This window comes from Dehalococcoidia bacterium, from assembly GCA_022451965.1.
Classification (GTDB): Bacteria; Chloroflexota; Dehalococcoidia; order Lucifugimonadales; family Lucifugimonadaceae; genus TMED-70.
In genome coordinates, this window is record JAKUNJ010000009.1 from 12,835 (window position 1) to 33,782 (window position 20,948).

The 20,948-nt window shown below is 30.9% G+C and carries 22 protein-coding genes and 3 tRNA genes; 10 read left to right on the forward strand and 15 right to left on the reverse strand.

Annotated elements, in window-relative coordinates:
* Positions 1 to 40 precede the first annotated feature (40 nt).
* Positions 41 to 928 carry a hypothetical protein gene (locus MK083_05775; GenBank protein MCH2673964.1) on the reverse strand — a complete coding sequence of 296 codons (888 nt, stop codon included), beginning with the start codon at positions 926 to 928 and terminating at the stop codon, positions 41 to 43.
* Positions 929 to 992: 64 nt separating this feature from the next.
* Between MK083_05775 and MK083_05780 the strand changes: the two genes are divergently transcribed.
* Together MK083_05780 and MK083_05785 are read left to right on the forward strand one after the other, a co-directional pair.
* On the forward strand, positions 993 to 2,405 hold the full coding sequence (locus MK083_05780) for a sulfatase (GenBank protein MCH2673965.1): 1,413 nt from the start codon (positions 993 to 995) through the stop codon (positions 2,403 to 2,405).
* A gap of 15 nt (positions 2,406 to 2,420) precedes the next feature.
* Positions 2,421 to 3,719: a sulfatase-like hydrolase/transferase gene (locus MK083_05785; protein ID MCH2673966.1), complete on the forward strand. Its 1,299-nt coding sequence runs from the start codon at positions 2,421 to 2,423 to the stop codon at positions 3,717 to 3,719.
* 93 nt (positions 3,720 to 3,812) lie between these two features.
* On the opposite strand, the gene MK083_05790 is transcribed toward MK083_05785, so the two are convergent.
* Positions 3,813 to 4,976 (reverse strand): iron ABC transporter substrate-binding protein, encoded by a 1,164-nt coding sequence (locus MK083_05790; protein ID MCH2673967.1) that lies wholly within the window; start codon positions 4,974 to 4,976, stop codon positions 3,813 to 3,815.
* An 83-nt stretch (positions 4,977 to 5,059) separates the two neighbouring features.
* The gene (locus tag MK083_05795) at positions 5,060 to 5,461 is read right to left on the reverse strand and encodes a YbaN family protein (GenBank protein MCH2673968.1); all 402 of its coding nucleotides are present in this window, start codon (positions 5,459 to 5,461) and stop codon (positions 5,060 to 5,062) included.
* A gap of 157 nt (positions 5,462 to 5,618) precedes the next feature.
* Here MK083_05795 and MK083_05800 point away from each other — a divergent pair, with 157 nt between their 5' ends.
* Together MK083_05800 and MK083_05805 are read left to right on the forward strand one after the other, a co-directional pair.
* Positions 5,619 to 6,860 carry an MFS transporter gene (locus tag MK083_05800; protein MCH2673969.1) on the forward strand — a complete coding sequence of 414 codons (1,242 nt, stop codon included), beginning with the start codon at positions 5,619 to 5,621 and terminating at the stop codon, positions 6,858 to 6,860.
* A 33-nt stretch (positions 6,861 to 6,893) separates the two neighbouring features.
* Positions 6,894 to 8,180 (forward strand): lipase family protein, encoded by a 1,287-nt coding sequence (locus tag MK083_05805; protein ID MCH2673970.1) that lies wholly within the window; start codon positions 6,894 to 6,896, stop codon positions 8,178 to 8,180.
* Between the two features lie 4 nt (positions 8,181 to 8,184).
* On the opposite strand, the gene MK083_05810 is transcribed toward MK083_05805, so the two are convergent.
* Positions 8,185 to 8,260, reverse strand: a tRNA-Ala gene (locus MK083_05810).
* A 198-nt stretch (positions 8,261 to 8,458) separates the two neighbouring features.
* On the opposite strand from MK083_05810, the gene MK083_05815 reads away from it, so the two are divergent.
* Positions 8,459 to 8,608: a hypothetical protein gene (locus tag MK083_05815; GenBank protein ID MCH2673971.1), complete on the forward strand. Its 150-nt coding sequence runs from the start codon at positions 8,459 to 8,461 to the stop codon at positions 8,606 to 8,608.
* A gap of 51 nt (positions 8,609 to 8,659) precedes the next feature.
* On the opposite strand, the gene MK083_05820 is transcribed toward MK083_05815, so the two are convergent.
* The 6 genes from MK083_05820 to MK083_05845 all read right to left on the reverse strand — a co-directional run bounded on the left by MK083_05820 (position 8,660) and on the right by MK083_05845 (position 12,851).
* Entirely contained in the window at positions 8,660 to 9,013 is a 354-nt protein-coding gene (locus MK083_05820) for a hypothetical protein (protein MCH2673972.1), read from the reverse strand.
* Between the two features lie 163 nt (positions 9,014 to 9,176).
* Positions 9,177 to 9,665: an HPP family protein gene (locus MK083_05825; GenBank protein MCH2673973.1), complete on the reverse strand. Its 489-nt coding sequence runs from the start codon at positions 9,663 to 9,665 to the stop codon at positions 9,177 to 9,179.
* 75 nt (positions 9,666 to 9,740) lie between these two features.
* Entirely contained in the window at positions 9,741 to 10,505 is a 765-nt protein-coding gene (gene panB / locus MK083_05830; GenBank protein MCH2673974.1) for a 3-methyl-2-oxobutanoate hydroxymethyltransferase, read from the reverse strand.
* Entirely contained in the window at positions 10,502 to 11,341 is an 840-nt protein-coding gene (panC, locus tag MK083_05835) for a pantoate--beta-alanine ligase (protein ID MCH2673975.1), read from the reverse strand. Before panC ends, panB begins: the two co-directional genes overlap by 4 nt.
* Positions 11,342 to 11,875: 534 nt before the next feature.
* Entirely contained in the window at positions 11,876 to 12,034 is a 159-nt protein-coding gene (locus tag MK083_05840) for a hypothetical protein (GenBank protein ID MCH2673976.1), read from the reverse strand.
* 127 nt (positions 12,035 to 12,161) lie between these two features.
* Positions 12,162 to 12,851, reverse strand: coding sequence for a bacteriorhodopsin-like (locus MK083_05845; protein ID MCH2673977.1), 690 nt, complete (start codon positions 12,849 to 12,851; stop codon positions 12,162 to 12,164).
* 167 nt (positions 12,852 to 13,018) lie between these two features.
* On the opposite strand from MK083_05845, the gene MK083_05850 reads away from it, so the two are divergent.
* Positions 13,019 to 13,092: transfer RNA gene (locus MK083_05850), tRNA-Gln, on the forward strand.
* 7 nt (positions 13,093 to 13,099) lie between these two features.
* On the opposite strand, the gene MK083_05855 is transcribed toward MK083_05850, so the two are convergent.
* From MK083_05855 to MK083_05865, 3 genes are all read right to left on the reverse strand, one after another.
* On the reverse strand, positions 13,100 to 14,215 hold the full coding sequence (locus MK083_05855) for an ATP-binding cassette domain-containing protein (GenBank protein ID MCH2673978.1): 1,116 nt from the start codon (positions 14,213 to 14,215) through the stop codon (positions 13,100 to 13,102).
* Positions 14,216 to 14,234: 19 nt separating this feature from the next.
* The gene (locus MK083_05860; GenBank protein ID MCH2673979.1) at positions 14,235 to 15,317 is read right to left on the reverse strand and encodes an ABC transporter ATP-binding protein; all 1,083 of its coding nucleotides are present in this window, start codon (positions 15,315 to 15,317) and stop codon (positions 14,235 to 14,237) included.
* A 107-nt stretch (positions 15,318 to 15,424) separates the two neighbouring features.
* Positions 15,425 to 16,792: an aspartate aminotransferase family protein gene (locus MK083_05865; protein ID MCH2673980.1), complete on the reverse strand. Its 1,368-nt coding sequence runs from the start codon at positions 16,790 to 16,792 to the stop codon at positions 15,425 to 15,427.
* Between the two features lie 91 nt (positions 16,793 to 16,883).
* Here MK083_05865 and MK083_05870 point away from each other — a divergent pair, with 91 nt between their 5' ends.
* The gene (locus MK083_05870; GenBank protein MCH2673981.1) at positions 16,884 to 17,351 is read left to right on the forward strand and encodes an SRPBCC family protein; all 468 of its coding nucleotides are present in this window, start codon (positions 16,884 to 16,886) and stop codon (positions 17,349 to 17,351) included.
* A gap of 48 nt (positions 17,352 to 17,399) precedes the next feature.
* Positions 17,400 to 17,474 (forward strand) — tRNA-Asn (locus MK083_05875).
* A gap of 35 nt (positions 17,475 to 17,509) precedes the next feature.
* On the opposite strand, the gene MK083_05880 is transcribed toward MK083_05875, so the two are convergent.
* Positions 17,510 to 17,836: a GYD domain-containing protein gene (locus tag MK083_05880; GenBank protein ID MCH2673982.1), complete on the reverse strand. Its 327-nt coding sequence runs from the start codon at positions 17,834 to 17,836 to the stop codon at positions 17,510 to 17,512.
* A gap of 121 nt (positions 17,837 to 17,957) precedes the next feature.
* Here MK083_05880 and MK083_05885 point away from each other — a divergent pair, with 121 nt between their 5' ends.
* Positions 17,958 to 18,959: a Gfo/Idh/MocA family oxidoreductase gene (locus tag MK083_05885; GenBank protein MCH2673983.1), complete on the forward strand. Its 1,002-nt coding sequence runs from the start codon at positions 17,958 to 17,960 to the stop codon at positions 18,957 to 18,959.
* A complete protein-coding gene (locus tag MK083_05890; GenBank protein ID MCH2673984.1) occupies positions 18,956 to 20,122 on the forward strand; it encodes a Gfo/Idh/MocA family oxidoreductase in 1,167 nt (388 codons plus the stop codon). Before MK083_05885 ends, MK083_05890 begins: the two co-directional genes overlap by 4 nt.
* A 1-nt stretch (position 20,123) precedes the next feature.
* Here the strand turns inward: MK083_05890 and MK083_05895 are convergent, their stop codons facing one another.
* Entirely contained in the window at positions 20,124 to 20,900 is a 777-nt protein-coding gene (locus tag MK083_05895) for a hypothetical protein (protein MCH2673985.1), read from the reverse strand.
* Between the last annotated feature and the right edge of the window lie 48 nt (positions 20,901 to 20,948).

Here is a 20,948-nt window from a genome sequence, read left to right on the forward strand (position 1 = left end):
ACTTATTTACATTCTTGTCTTTGAGGGTGGGAGAAATCCTTTATAAATTTTGTCTTTTTCTAGCAAAAACTATCTGTGCTTGTCTTTGTCTAGATTTTTCATTTTGTTCACCACTTCTAATATTTATACAACTTGGGCAACTTACTCCTTCTTCATAATAAATTGATTCTTTGTCATTTTTATCAATTGGATTACGACAACCATGACAAAGGTTAAAAGTTCCTTCTTCCGATCCATAATCTAAAGAAACCCTCTCATCAAAAACAAAACATTCACCCTTCCATGAACCATTTTTTTTATCTACAGAGTTTAAATAGTTTATTATTCCACCTCTCAATTGATAAACATTTTCAAATCCAATATCTTTCATGTATGATGATGCCTTTTCACAACGTATGCCTCCTGTACAGTACATGGCAATTTTTTTATTTTTTACTTTTACTAATTCTTTTTCTACGAATTCTATAAAATCAGTAAATCTTTCTGTATTTGGATCTTTAGAATTAGGGAATTTACCAATTACAGTCTCATAAAAATTCCTAACATCAATTATTTCAACATCTTTATTTTTTATAAAATTATCCCAATCCTCAGGATCAATAAATTCTCCTGTATTTGAAGCAAACTTTCCTAAGCCATCAAATGTAACTATTTCAGGTTGTATCTTTACCTTAAGTCTCTTAAATGCATTTGATTTAGAAAAAGAGGTTTTTATATTAGGATTAAAATTTAGCTTATAAATTATGGAAGTAATTTCTTCTATGCTAATTTCAGTTCCACAAATTGTTCCATTTATTCCTTCTTCAGCTAATATAATTGTGCCTTTTATACCAAGCCTCTTACAGTTATTTAATAAAATTTTTTGATTTTCTTTAATATCTAGAAAATCAAAAGTATTAAATTCATAAAAACTTAGTATTTTGTGCATAGAAATCTCTATTTTTATAATATAAAAATCTAAGATAATTATAAATCAAAACGAGGGATGTCGCATGGTAAATAATGAAAAAAAACCTAACATAATTATTATATTTGCTGATGATTTAGGTTACGGAGATCTTGGTTGTTATGGCTCAAAGATTAATTTAACTCCTACTTTAGATAAAATGGCGGAAGAAGGGAAAAAATTCTCTAATTTTTATGTTAGCTCTCCTGTTTGCTCTCCATCTAGAGCTTCATTATTAACTGGATGCTATCCTCAAAGGATAAGTTTTGGAACTTTTGATGGACTAAGAGTATTATTTCCTGGACAAGGAATTGGTCTAAATACAGAAGAAAAAACTATAGCAAAAACACTAAAAGAATCAGGATATAGTACAAAAATTATTGGCAAATGGCACTGTGGAGACCAAGAAGAGTTTCTTCCAACAAACCATGGCTTTGATTCATACTTTGGAATACCTTACAGTAATGATATGGGAAGGCAAGTGAAAATTGAAGATTATCAGCATAATGATTCAAGTTTACACAAAATAACAGAATGGGATCGTCCTCCACTTCCTCTTCTTAGAGATAAAGAAGTTATACAAGAACAACCTGATCAAAGATCTATAGCTGAAAGATATACAGAGGACGCAGTTAAGTTTATAAGAGAAAATAATAACAGCCCTTTTTTCTTATATCTTGCTCATATGCAAGTTCACCTTCCATTATATGCTGCAGAAAAATTTGTAAAAGAATCTAAAAATGGAGATTATGGAGCATGCGTAGCAAGTATCGATTGGTCTACAAAAGTAATTTTTGATGAGTTAAAAGAATTAGGTATTGATGAAAATACAATAGTTATATTTACTAGTGACAATGGATCAAGACTACAAAATCAAGGTGGAAGTAATGGAAATCTAAGAGGAGGTAAGGGTCAAACATGGGATGGAGGTCAAAGGGTACCTTGTATTATTAGGTGGCCTGGAAAAATTAATAAAGGCGAAGAAACAGATAACCTTGCTACAACAATGGATTTTTTGCCCTCAATTACAAAGTTAATTGGAGCTGAACTTCCTAGAAAAAAAATAGACGGTGTAGAAATGTCAGATTTACTTTTTGCTAACGATAATACATCTAAAAGAGATTCCTTTGTTTACTATAATGAAGATGAATTAGAGGCAATAAGATACAAGAATTGGAAATTACATTTCAAAAAAGAAGGAAAAATAATAGATGAATTATATGATTTAGATAATGATATTGGTGAAGAATCTAATTTGTTTGATAATAATAAAGAAATAGTCAAAGAATTATCAAATTTAGCAGATGAATATCGAAAAAATCTAGGAGATAAATCCTTAAACATAGTAGGAAAAGAGGTAAGGCCTGCCAGTGAGATTGAAAACCCAAAACCACTAACTGAATTTGATGAAAATCATCCATACATGTATGCAGAATACGATAAAGGTGAAAGAGGATAAAAATAGGAGAAATATATGAATAATAAAAGACCAAATATAATACTTATAATGTCTGACGATTTAGGCTATGAAGTTATAAATGCAAATGGAGGGACCTCTTATGAAACACCTAGACTAAATAATTTAGCAGAAACTGGAATAAGATTTGAGAATGCTCATGCCCAACCATTGTGCACACCAACAAGAATTCAATTAATGACAGGAAAATATAATTTTAGAAATTATATCGGGTTTGGTTTAATGGATCCCAATGAAAAAACTTTTGGGCATATCATGAGTGATAATGGATATAAAACCTTAATATCTGGTAAATGGCAACTATACTCATATAATCCACCTGATGAAATGCCTGAAGAAAGAAATAAAGGTCAAAAAATAGAGGATGCAGGATTTGATGAATTTTGCGTTTGGCATGCTCATCAAACAGAAGAAAAAGGGTCAAGATATAAAAATCCCATTGTATACCAAAATGGTGAATATCTAAGTAAAGAAATTACTGAAGGAAACTATGGAGAAGATATTTTTTCAGATTATATTTTAGACTTTATGGAAAGAAATATTGATGACCCCTTTTTTGTTTATTTCCCAATGACTCTAACTCATAGACCTTTGGAACCTACACCAGATAGTCAAGAATTTGCTGTTTTTGACCCTCCATCTAATAAAACACTTGGTGGAAGAACTTGGGAACAATTAGAAGGATGGGATGATGATTCTAAATATTATAAAGATATGGTTGAGTACCATGATAAAACTATAGGGAAAATTGTTGATAAATTAGATTCTTTGGGCATTAGAGAAAATACTTTGATTTTATATTTGGGAGACAATGGTTCCCCTATCGAAGTTTCTTCTTTTATGGGAGATTTAGAAATACCAGGAGGAAAAGGTAAAACAATTGATACAGGTACTCATGTACCACTCATTTGTAATTGGAAAAGTAAAATTCCTGCGTCTTTAGTTAGTACAAATCTTGTAGATACTACAGATTTTCTTCCAACAATTTTTGAGGCTACAGGCATAAAATTTCCAGAAAATTATATTATAGATGGAAAATCTTTTTATCCTCAATTATTAGGAGAAGATGGAGACCCTAGAGACTGGATCTTCTTTCACTTTGATGCTGGAGGAAGAAACAAAAGACCAATTCAAAGATTTCTTAGAAATCACTCATGGAAATTATATGAAGATGGAAGAATGTTTGACATGAAATCTGATCTTAACGAAAAAAATGCTTACCTCCCTGAAAATGATTCAGATGAAAGCAAAGAAAACAGAAATATTTTGGAACCTATTTTTGGAGAATTAAAATAACTCTTAGTGACTAAAATAGGAGTCTGTTTTTTCATTTTCAGGAGGAGAGAACAGACTCCTATTTAGTCGAGATAAGAAGAGATAATTATCTTATTATTGTAGTGCACCAACTTCCGTCAGTAGTGCCTGAGTTGCCTCAAGATCACCAAGCTGAGAGATGTCAATATCTGGCTTACTCAATGATTCCATATCTACTAGCATTCTGTTTGGAGTTACTCCTTCAGTCACTAGTGGGTACTCATGTACTTGAGTAGCAAAGTATTGTTGTGCAATTTTTGATGTCATGAATGTCATGAATCTTTCTGCATTGTCTTTGTTATCTGAAGAATCTAAAATACCTGCTCCAGAAACTAATACAACTGAACCAGCATCACCATTATTGAGATAGTGGTTTGCAGCTTTAAAGTTTTCACCTTCTTTGGCTTGGAATCTGTGTAGGTAATAGTGATTTACCATACCAAATTCAATTTCTTGGTCAGCAGCAGCTTGAACCTGTGGTGTGTTTTTAGGATACACAATTGGTTCATTGGCCACTATTCCCTCTAACCAAGTTTTAGTTTTTGCTTCACCCCAGTAAATTCTCATTCCTGTAATCATAGCTTGGAATGATCCATTTGTTGGTGCCCAACCTAATTTACCTTTGTATTTTGGATCAGTAAGATCTTCCATAGATGTAGGTAGATCAGCTGCAGCTGTAACATCTGGGTTATATACTAAAACTCTTGCTCTTCCTGTTATACCGATCCATTTGCATCCACCGTTAGCTTCTCTAGGAGCTACAGCCCAAGCAGGAATTAAGTCACATACTTCTCTTGACATTGGGTCAAGCATAGCAGAAACAGAACCTAATCCACCAGGATCTTGTGCATAAAAAACATCGGCAGGAGTTTTACTTCCTTCTGTCTCTAACAAACTCACCATCTCAGGTGTTTTACCATACTTTGTTTCGACAGGTATTCCTGTAAGAACAGAGAATTCTTCAATAATTGGACCTACTAAAGATTCAGATCTTCCAGAATAAATTACTAATGTCTTTTCTTCTTTTTCAACTTCCTTTTCAACAATAACAGGAACTTCAATTTCCTTGACAACTTCTGTTATGACTGTTTCACCAGGAACTTCTACTTCTTTAATTACTTCCTTTTCAACAACAACTTGTTTTTCTACTTCAATAACCTCAGTTTCTGCATTGTAACAAGCAAAGAACGCGAACATTCCGAGCATTGAAATCAAAGTAATCTTAATTGATTTTTTCAAGTTAATTCTCCTCAAAATAATTGTTTACCAGTCGAGTATACAATGCAAAAATCAAGATTGTCAACCATATAAGTAGACTTTATTTATTTCTTAGTTGGAACTCGTAATATGATATAAGAAATTCCGATAATGCCAGCTAATCCTACTATCAACTGAACCCAAATTAATTCAATTACGAAAAATATAGCAAATGAACAGAATATTATAATCATTGAAAAGGCTAATATTTTTGATTTTAGAGGCATACCCTTGCCTTCATAATAATCTTTTATATATTTACCAAAAATTTTATTATTAATTAGCCAGTTATATAACTTTTCAGATGATCTTATATAACAACCTGCAGCAAGAATTAAAAAAATAGTAGTAGGAAGACCAGGAACAAATATACCAAGATATCCTATGCCAACAAAAAGCGAACCTAAAAGAATCCATAAAATCCTAATAAGTTTATTTTTTTTAGGCTTAACTATTTTCTCAGTCAACAGAACTCCAAAAATTTTAAGTTAGATTGTGAGGAACCAAATCAATTATAAATCAGTTCAAACAATAGTCAACGCTATAAGGAAATAAAGAAATCTTAGTATATTAAAAAAAAAAAATAAGATATATTACTGATAGCAGAAAATTATAAAATTCTTAATGACACAAAAACAAAACTCAATTTTTTATGGATGGAAAATAGTATTTGTTATGGCAATAACATCTTCAATGACTATGGCTTTAGGAACCTTAAATTTTGGTTTATTTATTAAGCCTATGGGCGATGAATTACTCATAGGGAGATCATATTTTGGATGGGCATCGACGGCAAGGCAGATAGTAGGAGGATTAACAAGTCCTATTCTCGGACCATGGATCGACAAATATGGAGCAAGAATCTTATTACCTGTTGGAGTCACTATTACTGGAATTGGATTAATTTTATTGGGTTTCAATTCTAGTGGAATAATAATGATATTAATTTTTGGAGCAATAGGTATTACAAGTTTAGGAGGACCTGGTGCATTAATAACAACTGTTCCTATATCTAAGTGGTTTGTAGAAAAAAGAGGGAAAGCATTAGCAATTACTTCTTTAGGAGTACCTATTGGAGCTATGATATTTGTTCCTCTTACACAGTTTTTTATCGATATTTCAGGTTGGCGAAATACTTGGATTATTTTTGGATTTATATCTATGTTAATTATTATTCCTCCTGCATTATGGCTCTTAAGAAGACAACCGGAAGATATCGGATTAGTTCCTGACGGAGAATTAATAGAATCTAAAAATCTAAAAGATAAAGAGACATCATGGGAATTCGAAGAAGCATTCAAGACAAGAGTATTTTGGAAAATAACCTTTTGCCTTACGGTTATTTCAATCGCAACTGGGACAATAGCTATACATAGAATTCCTGCATTTATGGATCGAGGTTTAGAACCTCAACTTATTGCACTTGCAACAGCTTTTGATGCTGTATGTGCAGGAATAAGTACTTTTTTTGTTGGTAATTTAGTTAAAAAATTAGGTATACGACTTTTAGGGACATTATCATTTTTATTTTTAGCAATAGCCAGCATAATTACAATTTATGCTTATTCTTTTTGGGTCATTTTTATCTCAATGGCAATATTTGGTCTTGGTATAGGAGGATTAATGTTTATACATTCATTCATTTGGGCGGATTATTTTGGAAGAAAAAACTTAGGAACAATTAGAGGTAAAATTACGCCATTCATATTAATTATTGGAGGTATTGGAGCTCCGGTTTCAGGATACGTAAGAGACTATACAGGAAGCTATCAAAGTATATGGTTTGCTGGATTAATTATGATGATAATTTCGGCACTTATTTTTTCCACATGTAAAAAACCTATTAAAAATATAGAATATAATTAAAAGAATTAAATTAAAGTAAAGAAAATTAAGAAAATGAAAAAAATATTATTTCTAACAATCATATTCATCATGTCTTGCTCGACATCAGTTACTGAAGATCAAGCTAAAACTGAGGCTAAAGAAATTGGAGAATCTATAGTGGAAGTATCCTCTAAAATTGATGATAAACCTTTTGTAAGTCTTCAACAAATCGGGTTTGAAAGCATATTACCAGATATTGTTTATCAAAATTTTCTTGTTCTTAGAGAATTTGATTTCGTAAAAGAAAAATCTGAAAAAAAAGGATATAAAATAATCGGGGATGATTTTATCAGAGCTCCTGGAGAAGAATTAGGTGATAAATTTTCAATAAATCTTAGCGGTGGATTAGCTCTAATTGTAGAAAAGGAAGATATCTTATTTGTGACATATAGATCAACCTCTGCAAAAACAAAAAGAGAATATACCAAGAATGTAATAACCGATCTTGATGGTGCAATGGTAAAGGCTGATTGGATAGAATCTCCAGATGTTTTTGTTCATAGAGGCTTCAGTTCTGAATACGATAGGTTCAGAGAAGTTATTTTTGAAGCAATAGATAAAAATAATCCTCAAAAAATTATTTTTTCTGGTCATAGCTTGGGATCTGCACTTGCTACGCTTTCAGCTCTTGACCTGTCTATGAATTATGGTTACGATGTTTCATTAATTTCCATGGGAGGACCTAGAGTAGGTAATAAAGAATATAGAGAGTTGATGGATAAATATGTAAAGGATAATTATAGAATATTTATACCAAATGATCCCATTGTGAATATTCCCGGAACACTGAAGGACTATGAACATTCAGGACTTGCACTTGGAATTAATTCTGACGGGACCCATAATAATGAAATAACTATTGATAATTTTGGATTTACTGCATACAGATCTATTTTTGATGATAGATTCAATATTCATGGCTACGGAAATTATGCTAAATCTCTAAACATAATTATGTCTAATTGTTATAAGGATAAATTAGAATGCTTTGATATGAAAGAAGCATACATGACTTCTATGGTTGAACGAGAAACAATGAACCAATTTAGAGAAGCTGTCAAAGCAAGACCTAAAGAAATCTTAGATGAAAACATAGAAAAAGCTTTAGGCAATATAGAGGAAGAAAAGAAAAAAATAGAAGAAGTTACAAATGAAATTAGAGAAAAAACAAATGCTCAAGTTTTGAGTACTTTAGACACTATTATTGATGCAAACAAAGCTAAAACTGAGTGGGTAAAAAGTTATCAGGAAAAAGCTAAAAGTCTGAAAGATAAGGCAAAGGACTTATTAAACAAATAGTTTTTGGTGGAGCCTGGGAGGATCGAACTCCCGACCTCTTCCGTGCAAGGGAAGCGCTCTCCCAGCTGAGCTAAGGCCCCATTTAGTTAGAATGCGTATTTGTAATGATACCAAATCAATTATAAATGATTCTATTGTAATAAGGTTGAAAAAGTTGAAAAAATAGTTGAAACGTTTTTCTACTGAGTTATTTGACATCATGTATTTGAATAATTAGTCTGATTGATACATAATTTCTGTAAGCATCACTAAATAGGAGATAAATTTAGATAGAATAAATGATGAAATCTTTTAAATGGCATGGCATTCCAGTTAATATTCCAAATACTCATAAAGAATGGTTGTTTTTTAGTACAGTAATCCTATTTTCTATTGGTTGGTATATTGGTTCACTATTATTTAGGATTTTGAAAACTATTTTAGCTTAGATAAACTGCTACTCTGACATCATGTATTTGAATAATTAGTTGGATAGCTTTTTATAGTTCCCTATCATCTATTCTGTTGGGTGGTTCAGTATTGGCTTTTTGGATAACAATTAAGACATCATCACCATAAATACTTTTGAAGATTCTTTCAATCTTTCTTTTAGAATTTTCATTCAGCATTGATAAATGAAAGAAGTTATATGAAGTAGGATTCTGAAAAGTTAATAGAAGCTTTGGATAGATATAATTTACTCCACTAATATCAAATAATAATTCATTCAGAAACTCCTCATCACTATTAGACAACAGCTCATACCATGTCTGAGGCAATAGATATGTCCTCTCAAACTTTTTAGTATCAAATAATTCTCTTTGGTCTTTATTATTTTGTTTCTTTTTTTTCATGGGATTAAATTAAATCACCTAGAAAACATAAAGTCTTTTTTGATGTCTCATTAGATAGCTAATATTAACATTATGGGTTTTGAATAATTAGTCAGACTCATTCATAATTTCTTATAGTTAATCTATGAAGAGATTATGGAACTCATAGATATATCATATGAATTTATATGATATTTTTCCCATATTTATCTAAAGCTAACTTAAAGACATATAAAAATAACACAGAAAAAATCACAAAAAGTATTAGTCTAAAATCAAATTCATGTACCGATAAGCCTATAGATGTTCCTGCAGCTGGGACATGTTCAGAATTTGTTAAAGTCATAACTAGCAAACAAATAAAAAAAGATATACCAGAAAAAATATGAAAGTTTTTATTAGAAATTGATACATATAAATCTTGATCAAATAATTGAAAAAGAAAGTGTAGAAGAATAAAGGTTATAATAGCTATTAAATTACCAACAACTAGGCTTTTAAAGCGGTTTTGCCTATTTTTAGGGTGTAAAAAAAGTAATGCTACGCTAGAACCTATGGCAGCATTAATTACATTATTAGAAAATGTTTCTCCTACAAGAATGATTATAGTTATAAATATGCCTGCAAGAAGAGATTGTATTACATGATATTTAGTTATGAACCCCTTTTTCATCTCTATAATTCTAACAATAAAAAAAGCTTTCATGGAATAATTTATTTGACTGATTCATAATGATTTTTTGTTTTATTAAGACAGATCTCTTGTATCATTTACAAATTTATTAATAGACTCTTGTGCTTCAAAGAATAAATTACTGTAAACTTTGGCATGCTTTGGCAATTTTTTCGGGCTGTAACCAATTAAGTCATTATAAACTTGAACTTGTCCATCGGAAAAATTTCCTGATGAAATTCCAATTGTTGGTATTGATAATTTTTTTGTAATTTTTTTTGTTAAAAACTCATCCACTAATTCTAAAACTAAAGAAAATACTCCTGATGATTCAAGAGAAATTGCATCATCAAAAATTTCCTTAGCCTCATCCTGATTTTTTCCTAAGATCTTGAATTCTTTATGATTATTAATAGATTGAGGTTTTACTCCAATATGACCCATCACAGCAATTTTATGATCGATTAAATATTTTATGATTTCAAATTTTTCTGATCCTCCTTCTAACTTTACAGCATCTGCACCTGAGTTTATTAATAATGAAGCATTTCTTAATGCATCCTCTTTAGTTTCATATGTACCATAAGATAAATCAGAAACTAGTAACTTATCAATTCCTACTCTTGCTACAGCTTCTGTAGCATTAATCATATCTTCGATAGTCACCTTATTAGTAAAATCATAACCTAAGGATGTAGTACCCAAACTATCTCCTACTAATATCATTTCAGCAGAGGAATTATTTACTATATAACCACTTACATAGTCATATGCTGTAATCATTGTAATTTTCTTAAAATTCTTTAATTTCTGAATTTTCTTAATTGAAACTTTATTCATTTTTTTCTGTAGATAATATTATCAATGAGCCTAATTTTTCCAACATATACTGCAATAAGAATTACAAAATCAGAATTTATTTCATCAACTATTTCAAAGTTTTCTAGATCTCTAATTGATATATATTCAATTTTTATAAGATTGAAATCAGAAAGGTAATTTTCAATTAAGGTAATTATATTTTTTGATTTTTTTTCACCTGATATTAGATTTTTAATACCGAAATATAGAGAATTTATTATTTCAGTTGCTTGATTCTTTTCAGAAACGGATAAATTTTTATTTCTGCTTGATAATGCTAAGCCTTCATTATCTCTTATTGTTTTAGAGGAAATGATCTCAACAGGAATATTTAAATCACTTACAAAAGATTTTATGAGTAACAATTGTTGATAATCTTTTTCACCAAAAATTGCATAATTGGGTTGAATAATATTAAATAATTTTGTAACAACAGTAGCAACTCCTTCCATATTACCTTTTCTATACTTCCCTTCTAAGACATCTGAAAGCATCTTAACTTTTACATATGACTTGAAGTTTTCAGGATAAATTTCCTCAGCTGGAGGACAAAATAATATATCAACACCTAGATTCTGTAATATTTTTTTATCATCTTCAAGACTTCGAGGATAGGTATCAAAATCTTTTGTCGAATTAAATTGAATAGGATTTACAAAAATACTAACTATAATAGTTTCTCCATATGACTTTGCTTTTTCTATGAGAGAAATATGGCCTTCATGTATAGATCCCATAGTGGGTACAAAGGCTATTTTGGATGTTATTTTAGATCTTTCTTCAAAGAAACCTGAGACTGTGTTATGTACTTTCAAATTATACCCAAAATAATATTATTTTTTGCCTTATTAGATTTGACTTCAACTAATTTCAATCTTGGTAAAACATTTATTTGAGATGATACCATATCAATTATAATGGAATCTATTATTAGATTACTAAATCAATTTGAATAAAGATTGATGATTTAAATGACAATTTGTTCGTAAAAAAGTTAAGATATAAAATTTATTTAGAACACAATAAGATTTTTATCTATAATTTGTATACTTATAGTAAGACCAAGCCCCTAAAAGTAGACATAACATAAAAACTGGAAATGCAACCCTTGCGCCTAAGGTCTGACTAAGAATTACTAATAATAAAATTGATGAAGATAATAATATAATTCCTAAATTCTTATATATATTTTTCATTCTATTTTCAATTTATTAACTAAAAGACATAATAATAAAAGAAATGATGAATAATATAAAAAATATTACTGCAAAGAATCCTGAAACATATCTAATAATTTTAGTAAATCTCCGATAATTAAGCATTAGTGATTATAAATTCATTTAGCAAGATTATCCTAAAAATACGTCTGTTTGATCATCTGACTCAAAAACATCATTTAGAAAATTAAACTTATCTTTTCTAGAAATAGTTGAAGCATTAGATTCATCATTGATCTTATAATTTTCTACATTTCTATCAAGATTTTCATTTTTTATTTTATTATCCATACAGTTATTATAAATTAGAGTTTTCAAGTTGAAAATTTATAAAAATTAAATTAATGTCTAATTAACACCAAATAGTCGTAGCTAGACTTCAATATCTAACTACGACTATTATAAACGGCTAATTTATTTAGCTTTTAGTATCAGCTTTAGCAGCAGCCCATATTACTAAACCAAATGCAGTTTTGTTTATCAGGTCTGCAAAGTTATAAATGATATTCATAGTCTGAACACCATCAGTCACATCAACCATATTTCCTATAATGTATCCCAAAGGATAGATAGCCCAACCTACAAGCACAATTAATTTCATAGAATTGAATGCAGACTGAACATTTTCATTCTTACCTTCAGCGCTTGCTTTAGCAGCTCCACCAACAAAAATAAGATAAACTACATATAACCAACCAATCATTCCGATTATGAATCCAATTGTTGCATCAATAACATCCATTTCTCCTAACAATCCTCCTACAAGCATAACTACGCTTGCGATTAGCAATTGCCAGAATAAATTAATAGTTACCTTTCCTACTACTTTTAATATCAAGTAGAATTCAACAATTTGAAGCGGAACAGTGATTAACCAATCAATGTATCTTAATTGAGTTAAATCCCCAGATCCAAATGCTTCAACCCAAGCATCTCTCATATACCAATAGTGAAAAAATGCGATGAAAGTTACTAAACCAGCAACAGTAACTGAAGTTCTCCACTTTGGACTAACCTCTCCTCTTTCAAAGAAGAAGAATACAGCTGAACATAACATAGCTGCAGTACCAAAGTAGAAACTAAACTGCGTCAACGAATTAATATCCATTTTCCCTCCGAATATTTTTTTGTGTTATCAAATGTTAATACAAATAAACAAATAGAGCAATAATAAATTCTATATGGCTTTTAATAATTTACTTTTTGTAAAAATATAAATTATTACTATTTGAAAAATGAGAATATGGATGTAAATTTAAAATATTCTTAATAATTTCCCGGGTGGTCTAATGGTAGGACAGAGGACTTTGACTCCTCCAGTCCTGGTTCGAATCCAGGCCCGGGAGCCAAACCCATTTATCTCATTTCTTGATCAACGGAAAGTTTGAATTCTGAAAGATCGTGACCTGTAACAGTACTCCATGGTGTTTCAACCACATAGTGGTCTTTTCCAATCTCTACTAGAGGAGGTCTCTCTTTAGTATATTGATGATTTTTTCTTACTGGTAGCGGAGTTCTAGTCATAAACACATCACCAACCGGAGGATTTACAGGAGATACCACTTCTCCAGGAAGCACAATTTCATCTCTCTCAATGTCTGGGTGAGATGGCAAGGCTGCTGAAATTAAGGCATTTGTATATAAATGAGTTGGATTAGCAAAAATAGCTTCTGTGTCTCCATATTCTTGAATAACCCCCAAATACATTACCGCAGTTCTATGACACATATATCTAACTGTAGCTAAGTTGTGAGCAATCAAAATATAAGCAAGGTCATGCTCATTTTGCAGATCTACTAATAAATTCATTATTTGAGCACGAATTGACACATCGAGAGCTGAAACAGGTTCATCAAGAACAATCAGTTTAGGATTTAAGGCCAGTGCTCTTGCTATACCAATTCTTTGTCTCTGTCCTCCAGAGAATTCATGTGGATACAAGTTACCCTGATATGGATTAAGACCTACTTCAGCAAGTAAATCTCCAGCCCTAGTATCTCGTTCCTTTTTCGTCATTGTAGTATTAATTTCAAGTGGTTCAGAAATTATTGTATTAACTCTCATTCGAGGGTTAAGAGATGACCACGGATCTTGAAATACTGCTTGAACAGATCTTCTCATTTCTCTTCTTCCAGCGCCTGAAAGCTGAGTTACATCTTCTCCCTGAAAAAATATGCTTCCAACCTCAACTTCTCCATCAGTTGATGGGTTTTCAAGTCCAAGTACCATTTTGGCTGTAGTTGTTTTACCACAACCTGATTCACCAACAAGTCCAATAGTCTTTCCTGATGGAACATCGAAGGAAACATTATCAACAGCCTTTAGCCAATCAAAACTACCAATAATTGGCAACCCTTTATTAACTTGGTACCATTTTCTAATATTTCTAACCTGAATTATAGGATCTCCATCATTAGAACATCCTATTGCAGAAGGAACGTTTGAGTAATCTCTTTTATCTGTTGTAGTCATAATTTATTCACCTTCTTTTCTAATATGAAACTTTATCTTTATATTTATCAAAATCTGCTACTGAACATCTAGACATCTGAACAAAATGGCCAGGCTTAACTTCTACTAGATCTGGCCGGATCATTGCATCTTTTTCATCATATTTTAATGGTGACCTTGGAGCAAAGGCATCTCCTGGTGGAAGATTATATAGTAGCGGAGGTTGACCTTCAATTTGAGGCAGTCTACCTGTTTTTTCTTCAAGCTTTGGAACAGAACCTATCAAAGCTTTTGTATATTCATGCAAAGGATTGTTAAAAATCTCTCTACATTCTGCCATTTCTACGATCCTACCAGCATACATCACAGCTACCCTATCACACATTTTGGCAACAATACCAAAATCATGAGTTATAAAAATAATTGCAGCTCCTGTTTCAGCTTGAATTTGCTTTAGTAGTCTAAGATAAGCTGCTTGAATAGTAACATCTAGTGAAGTGGTTGGCTCATCGGCAATTATAACTGAGGGATTAGATGAAATTCCTATAGCTCCAACAACTCTCTGTCTCATTCCACCTGAAAGTTGATGAGGGTAATCCTTCGCCCTTGTATCTGGTGCGGGTATTCTTACTTTCTTAAGAGCATCAACAACCTTTTCAAATCTACTTTTACCTTTCAATCCTTGGTGTATCCCTATTGCTTCTCCCACTTGATCATTTATATCAAAAACAGGATTAAGGGCTTGCATAGGATCTTGTAGAATCATAGAAATTTCCCCACCTCTTACCTTAGTCATTTCTTTTTCTGAAAGCTCTAGTATATTTCTTCCATTAAGAATTACTTCACCTCCAGCAATCATACCAGGTGGAGATTGAATTAATCTCATTATAGATAACGCAGTAACCGACTTTCCAGAACCTGATTCACCTACTACTCCTAAAGTTTCACCTTTTCTTACAGAATAGGAAACCCCATCACATGCTTTTACTGTACCCCATTTTGTAGTAAAGTGAGTTTGCAAATTCTTAAGTTCAAGAACCACTTCGTCTTGTATAGTTGACGGACCAAAACCATCTCTATCAATAGATTCGTTTTTACTTTTTTTAGTATCTTTCTTGACCATTCTAAGCCCTCTTACATATATAAATTTTTTAAGTCATTTTTAAAGTTACTGTAAACATATCACAGATACTAAAAAAAAATAGTAAAAAAAACAATTTTTAGGAAAAATTAAATTTCTTTTTCAATCTTAGATATAGCACTACTTAAACCTTCAACTAAAAAGTCTATTTCGTCCTTATTAATATTTAAGGGAGGACAAAGTGAAATAATGTCTCCTGCTCTGAAAGTGAAAATATTTCTTTCATTTAAGTATTTTGGTATCTTTTTTTGAATTTCTAGAGTTGCAGGAAGCTTTTCTTTGGTAGATTTATCTTTAACTAGCTCAATAGCCGCCAACAATCCTAATCCTCTGACATCTCCAACGATTTTGGAATTCAAAAGAACATTCTGAAGTTTATTCATAAGATATTCACCCATTTCTTTGGAGTGTTGAACAAGATTTTCTCTTTCATAAATTTCTAAATTTTTCAATCCTGCTGCACATGAAGCTGGGTGACCTCCAAAAGTAATCAAATGCAAAAACATTTCTTTTTCACTCCCAATAAAAGAATCTGCTATTTTTTTTGTAGCTATAGCAGCTCCTAAAGGAGAATATCCGCTAGTGAGTGATTTTGCTACTGTAGTAATATCTGGGATCATATCCCAATGATCTGTAGCAAAATATTTACCTGTCCTTCCAAATCCTGTAATCACTTCATCTGCAATTAAGACTACATGATACTTATCGGCAATCTCTCTAAGTTTTTGCCAATATTCTTTTGGAGGTATATGTATCCCAAAAGCTACAGAAATTGGCTCTGCAATCATTGCTGCTACACTATCCGGACCAGTATGCTTGATTGCTTCTTCGAACTGATTTGCACAGTAAATAGCGTAGTCTACAGAATTAATACCTTCTGGGATACGATACGAATCCCAATTTTGAACATGGATAGCACCTGGCATTTCAGGGCCCATAGTATCTGAAGTTGAGGGCTTACCCAAACTAACTGCCATGGCTGTAGCTCCATGATATGAATATCTTCTAGATATAACTTTATAAGCTCCAGATTTCCCTGTATTCATTTGATATTTTTTAGCCATCTTAACAGCTGTTTCTACAGATTCAGAGCCACCAGAAGTAAAGAAAGATCTTGCAGATTTATCTGGATAAATATCAGCGATTTTAGCAGCTAATTCTATTTGAGGTATACAAGCTGCCATCGCAGGAGGAGTTTCTATCTCACATATTTGATCGTAAATAGCTTGACCAATTTCTGATCTACCATAACCTGCTCCTTTGAACCATAATCCTCCAGTAGAATCAAGATATTTATTACCATTTACATCTGTAACCCAAACTCTTTCTCCTTTTACAAAAATCCTTAAATCCCCTGCCCAATCATTAATTTGCTGTGCATGCATAAACAAATTTTGAGAAGCTAAGCTCTGCAATTCTTCTATCTTTTCACCTGAAATTAAAATATCTTTATTCATATTATTTTTTCTTATTTACTTTAGGATAATTATAGTTGAAATTTATTATATATTTATTAAAAAACTGGTAAAAATATAATTTCTACCCATTATGATTAATTTCTCCAAAACTGATAATTTCTTTCAATTAGAAACAAATTTACTAATTAATGAGGATATAGAAACTGTTTTCAAATTTTTTGAAACTCCAAAAAATTTAAACTTAATTACACCTAGTTGGTTAAATTTTACTATTGTCCCTCCTATTCCAAATAATACTTTTGAAAATCAAGAAATTGAGTATAAACTAACTCTTCATAAGATAAGATTCACATGGAGAAGTAGGATTATTGAATACAAAAAAAATGTTTCCTTTTGTGACAAACAAATAAAAGGGCCTTATTTATTATGGGAACATTATCATCTTTTTTCAAAAAAAAATAATAAAACTTTAATGACAGACAAAGTGAATTATAAAGTTTTATTTGGTGAAATAACAAATAGAATTTTGGTAAAAAGAGATCTAAAAAAAATTTTCGAGTATAGAAGAAAAAAAATTAAAGAAATATTTACAAAATAAGCGATATATATTTTAAAGGTGCATTATAATTGTAGGTGAATTATTTTTTCCCGAGTAGCTCAGCGGTAGAGCAGCTGACTGTTAATCAGCGGGTCACAGGTTCGAATCCTGTCTCGGGAGCCAGAACTCGAACCTAAAACTTTAATTCTTACCTAAATTTAGCTTTTGGGTGGTGTGTATCCAAAATCTTTAGCTTTTTTCATTCCTTCAACTGCATCTTCAGGATCAATTAAAACAGTAGTAGATAAATTAGATACTGCACCAGTCGATGCTACTTTCATTAGCATTGCAGCAGCTGTAATGTCATCTGGACCTTCGATTATTATTACGAAATCATTTTCACCAAATGCTAAGTACCCTGCTAGGATATTTACCCCCATAGCTGCCATTTGTTTACCAATAACTTCAATTCTATTTTGAGGATTTTCTATTTGAGCTGCCCATGATTCTGCAGTGTAGCTTCCTGTCACTAGATATTTTGCCATCATAATCTCCTATGTATTTTAAATTATTTTATAATCTTATACTAAAGAATATATATTTCTAAAATATTAATTATTTAATCTTAATATTAACTGAAGTTTAAAAATAAAAGATGAGGCTTTTATGAAAAAAATAGGGATAGCTCAATGGGGAACAAAGCATGGTCATGCTCAGGGTTGGCTAGAATTACTAATAAAATCAAAAGAGATAAAATTTTTTGGAGTTTATGAATCAGATCAACAAAGAATAGAGCAATTAAAAAATTCTAAGGAAAAGATTTGGAGTGAAGTTAAATGGATTAATGATTCAAATGAAATTTTAGAAAATAATGAAATCAAAGCTGTTTTTATAGAAGAATCTAATGATAAAAGCCTAGATATTTTAGAAAAATGTATCAATGCAGATAAAAATATTATGCTAGATAAACCTGCAGGAAATAATTATCTAAAGTTTAAGAAAATTATGAATATGGCGAAAAAAAAAGACCTCATAATTGAATTAGGATATATGTTTAGACAACATGATGGATTTAGGAAAATTGCAAATATGTCTAAGTCTGGAATCTTAGGAAAAATTTACATGATAAGAGCACATATGTCCACAAATTTACCAGAAGAAAATAAAAATAATAATAGTATATCTATGAAAGGATTATCAAAATTTAGTGGTGGAATTTTCTACGATTTAGCAGGTCATATGATTGATCAAATTTGTTGGTTACTTGGAAGGCCAAATAGTATAAATAGTTTTTTCAAAAATTCTTTTAGCATAAATAAAAAATTTTCTGATAACACTATTTCTGTTTTTGAATATGATCAAGCACTCGCGATAATAGATATTGCTGCAATGGAATCACCTCCTATAGCTCGAAGATTTGAAGTCTATGGATCTAAAGGTTCTGCGATCATGGAGCCATTTGAACCAGCAGATAAAATAAGATTAGCTCTAAAAAAATCAAATGAGAATTATAAAAAAGGAATAAATATAATAAAAATTATTGATAAAAAAAGGTACGATGAACCTTTTAATATTTTTATTGATAGACTGAAAAAAAATAATTTACCAGAATTCGATTTATTTCATGAATTACTCGTACAAGAAAGTTTAATGAGGGCAACTAAATGATCAATCAAAAAAAATATAAAGTAGCAATTATAGGATGTGGAGGAATAGGACATGCACATATGGAAGGATATAACAAAATTGAAGAAGTAGAAGTTATTGCATGCTGCGATCCAGTTCCAAGTGCAGTTGAATATTATAAAAATGAATTTAATATTCCTCAAGGATTTAATGATCTAGATGAAATGCTCAATATTGCAAAGCCGGAAATTGTTTCAGTATGTGTTTGGCACCTACTACATGATGAAATTACAAATAAGGTTGCAAAATCTAAATCTGTAAAGGGAATAATTTGTGAAAAACCAATGGCTATTGGAGTAGAAAAAGCAAGATCAATGGTTCAAGTCTGTAAAGAAAATGATGTGAAACTGGCCATTTCTCATCAAAGAAGATTTACTCCTGGTTGGATTAAAGCTAAAGAATTAGTAGAAAATGGTGATATTGGAATACCAAATAGAGCGGAATTAAGAGTTAAGGATGGTTTGTTAAATTGGGGAACTCATTCTATAGATGGTGCAAGATTCATATTAGGAGACCCAAGGCCTATTTGGGTAATGGGTTCAGTAGAAAGATATACAAATAAATATGAAAGAGATACAGCTATTGAGGATTCATGCATAGGATTAATACATTTCGAAAATGATATTCAATTTTTTATTCAATCTGACTTAATGGACAATGGAGCTGATGCTGGAAAATTTGAAATTTATGGAACTGAGGGCTTTCTAAAGATTACTGAAACAGAAGTTAAGATTTTTAATGCCAAATCAAATGGTTGGAAAGATATTCAAATTAATTTAGAAGAAGGAGATGTTGCAATAGGTGGAAATACAAATGCTGCTCAAACTAGAGAACTAATAGATTGGATTGAGGGGGGTAAAAAGCACAGAGGTGCCGGCGATATAGCTGCAGATACAGTTGAAATAATGATGGGAATATATGAATCAGCAAGACAAAATAGATTAATTAGATTCCCTATGAATGAGATGGGGTACCCTTTAGAAAAAATGATTAAAGAAGGTAAATTAAATCTAGAATCAAAAGAGAAATACGATATAAGAGGATTTCTTAAAAGAGAGGATATAGATGAAGATCTTTACACTAAATTAAGAGATGATGGACTTTCTCATCATGAAGCAATGAAAGCGGTTCATGATCAAAAATAAATTATTTTTTCTTTGAAATTATTATATTAACCCCTAGTATTAAAATTAATAAGACCCAAAGAATTTGAGAAATATTAAATATTCTAAAACCAATTTCACTATTAACTTCCCATATCAAACCAAGTATAAGAAAAATAGGGCCTAAGCCTAAAAGTCCATATCCAACAATTGAGTTCATTAGAGTATTTAAGTAATAATTACCAGATTTTATAATAATATATCCAGTTATAGTTGTAGCAATATAAATTACATAAGTAGCTAGTGTAAAAAGACCCCAATAAACTGCATACACTCCGGCAGAAGCTGAGCCTGCAATTATAGAATTTATTGAAGCTAAATTATATTGTTCTATTGCAGCAGGATCTCCAGACTGAGCAGCAATTCCAGCTTGTTGAGCCATCTGATAAGATATCATATTCATTTCCGCAGAATCAGCAAAAGCACTTGCTATACCTAAAGTAATTAGAAACATCGTAATAGAAATAATATTTAAAGTAATAGCCACAGTCTTAAATTTTTTTTCTCTTTCACCTATTCCTTTGTAAACACCTAGTATTCCATTCAAAAAAAATAGTAATCCTAATCCAATTAATATGAAATATATTTTAGCTATATCTTTATTAGCTCCCAAATTTTCTGTAAAAGCATTGATCTCAGTTATATTTTCAGTAAAAGCTTTAGAATTTCCTGGAATCAAGAAATTGAATATTGCTATGAGTAAAACTCCTAAAACTAGACTATAACCAGTAATTATTTTTGACATATTTAGCTCTTTCATAAAATGTTCTATAAAATAGTACACATTAAGTTGTATTAAGCAATCTAT

Bases quoted from the DNA above. Each gene is read 5' to 3' on its own strand.
- MK083_05775 (MCH2673964.1), bottom strand. From the start codon at position 928: ATGCACAAAATACTAAGTTTTTATGAATTTAATACTTTTGATTTTCTA.
- MK083_05780 (MCH2673965.1), top strand. From the start codon at position 993: ATGGTAAATAATGAAAAAAAACCTAACATAATTATTATATTTGCTGAT.
- MK083_05785 (MCH2673966.1), top strand. From the start codon at position 2,421: ATGAATAATAAAAGACCAAATATAATACTTATAATGTCTGACGATTTA.
- MK083_05800 (MCH2673969.1), top strand. From the start codon at position 5,619: ATGACACAAAAACAAAACTCAATTTTTTATGGATGGAAAATAGTATTT.
- MK083_05805 (MCH2673970.1), top strand. From the start codon at position 6,894: ATGAAAAAAATATTATTTCTAACAATCATATTCATCATGTCTTGCTCG.
- MK083_05815 (MCH2673971.1), top strand. From the start codon at position 8,459: ATGATGAAATCTTTTAAATGGCATGGCATTCCAGTTAATATTCCAAAT.
- MK083_05820 (MCH2673972.1), bottom strand. From the start codon at position 9,013: ATGAAAAAAAAGAAACAAAATAATAAAGACCAAAGAGAATTATTTGAT.
- MK083_05825 (MCH2673973.1), bottom strand. From the start codon at position 9,665: ATGAAAAAGGGGTTCATAACTAAATATCATGTAATACAATCTCTTCTT.
- panB (MCH2673974.1), bottom strand. From the start codon at position 10,505: ATGAATAAAGTTTCAATTAAGAAAATTCAGAAATTAAAGAATTTTAAG.
- MK083_05840 (MCH2673976.1), bottom strand. From the start codon at position 12,034: ATGGATAATAAAATAAAAAATGAAAATCTTGATAGAAATGTAGAAAAT.
- MK083_05845 (MCH2673977.1), bottom strand. From the start codon at position 12,851: ATGGATATTAATTCGTTGACGCAGTTTAGTTTCTACTTTGGTACTGCA.
- MK083_05855 (MCH2673978.1), bottom strand. From the start codon at position 14,215: ATGACTACAACAGATAAAAGAGATTACTCAAACGTTCCTTCTGCAATA.
- MK083_05860 (MCH2673979.1), bottom strand. From the start codon at position 15,317: ATGGTCAAGAAAGATACTAAAAAAAGTAAAAACGAATCTATTGATAGA.
- MK083_05865 (MCH2673980.1), bottom strand. From the start codon at position 16,792: ATGAATAAAGATATTTTAATTTCAGGTGAAAAGATAGAAGAATTGCAG.
- MK083_05870 (MCH2673981.1), top strand. From the start codon at position 16,884: ATGATTAATTTCTCCAAAACTGATAATTTCTTTCAATTAGAAACAAAT.
- MK083_05880 (MCH2673982.1), bottom strand. From the start codon at position 17,836: ATGGCAAAATATCTAGTGACAGGAAGCTACACTGCAGAATCATGGGCA.
- MK083_05885 (MCH2673983.1), top strand. From the start codon at position 17,958: ATGAAAAAAATAGGGATAGCTCAATGGGGAACAAAGCATGGTCATGCT.
- MK083_05890 (MCH2673984.1), top strand. From the start codon at position 18,956: ATGATCAATCAAAAAAAATATAAAGTAGCAATTATAGGATGTGGAGGA.
- MK083_05895 (MCH2673985.1), bottom strand. From the start codon at position 20,900: ATGAAAGAGCTAAATATGTCAAAAATAATTACTGGTTATAGTCTAGTT.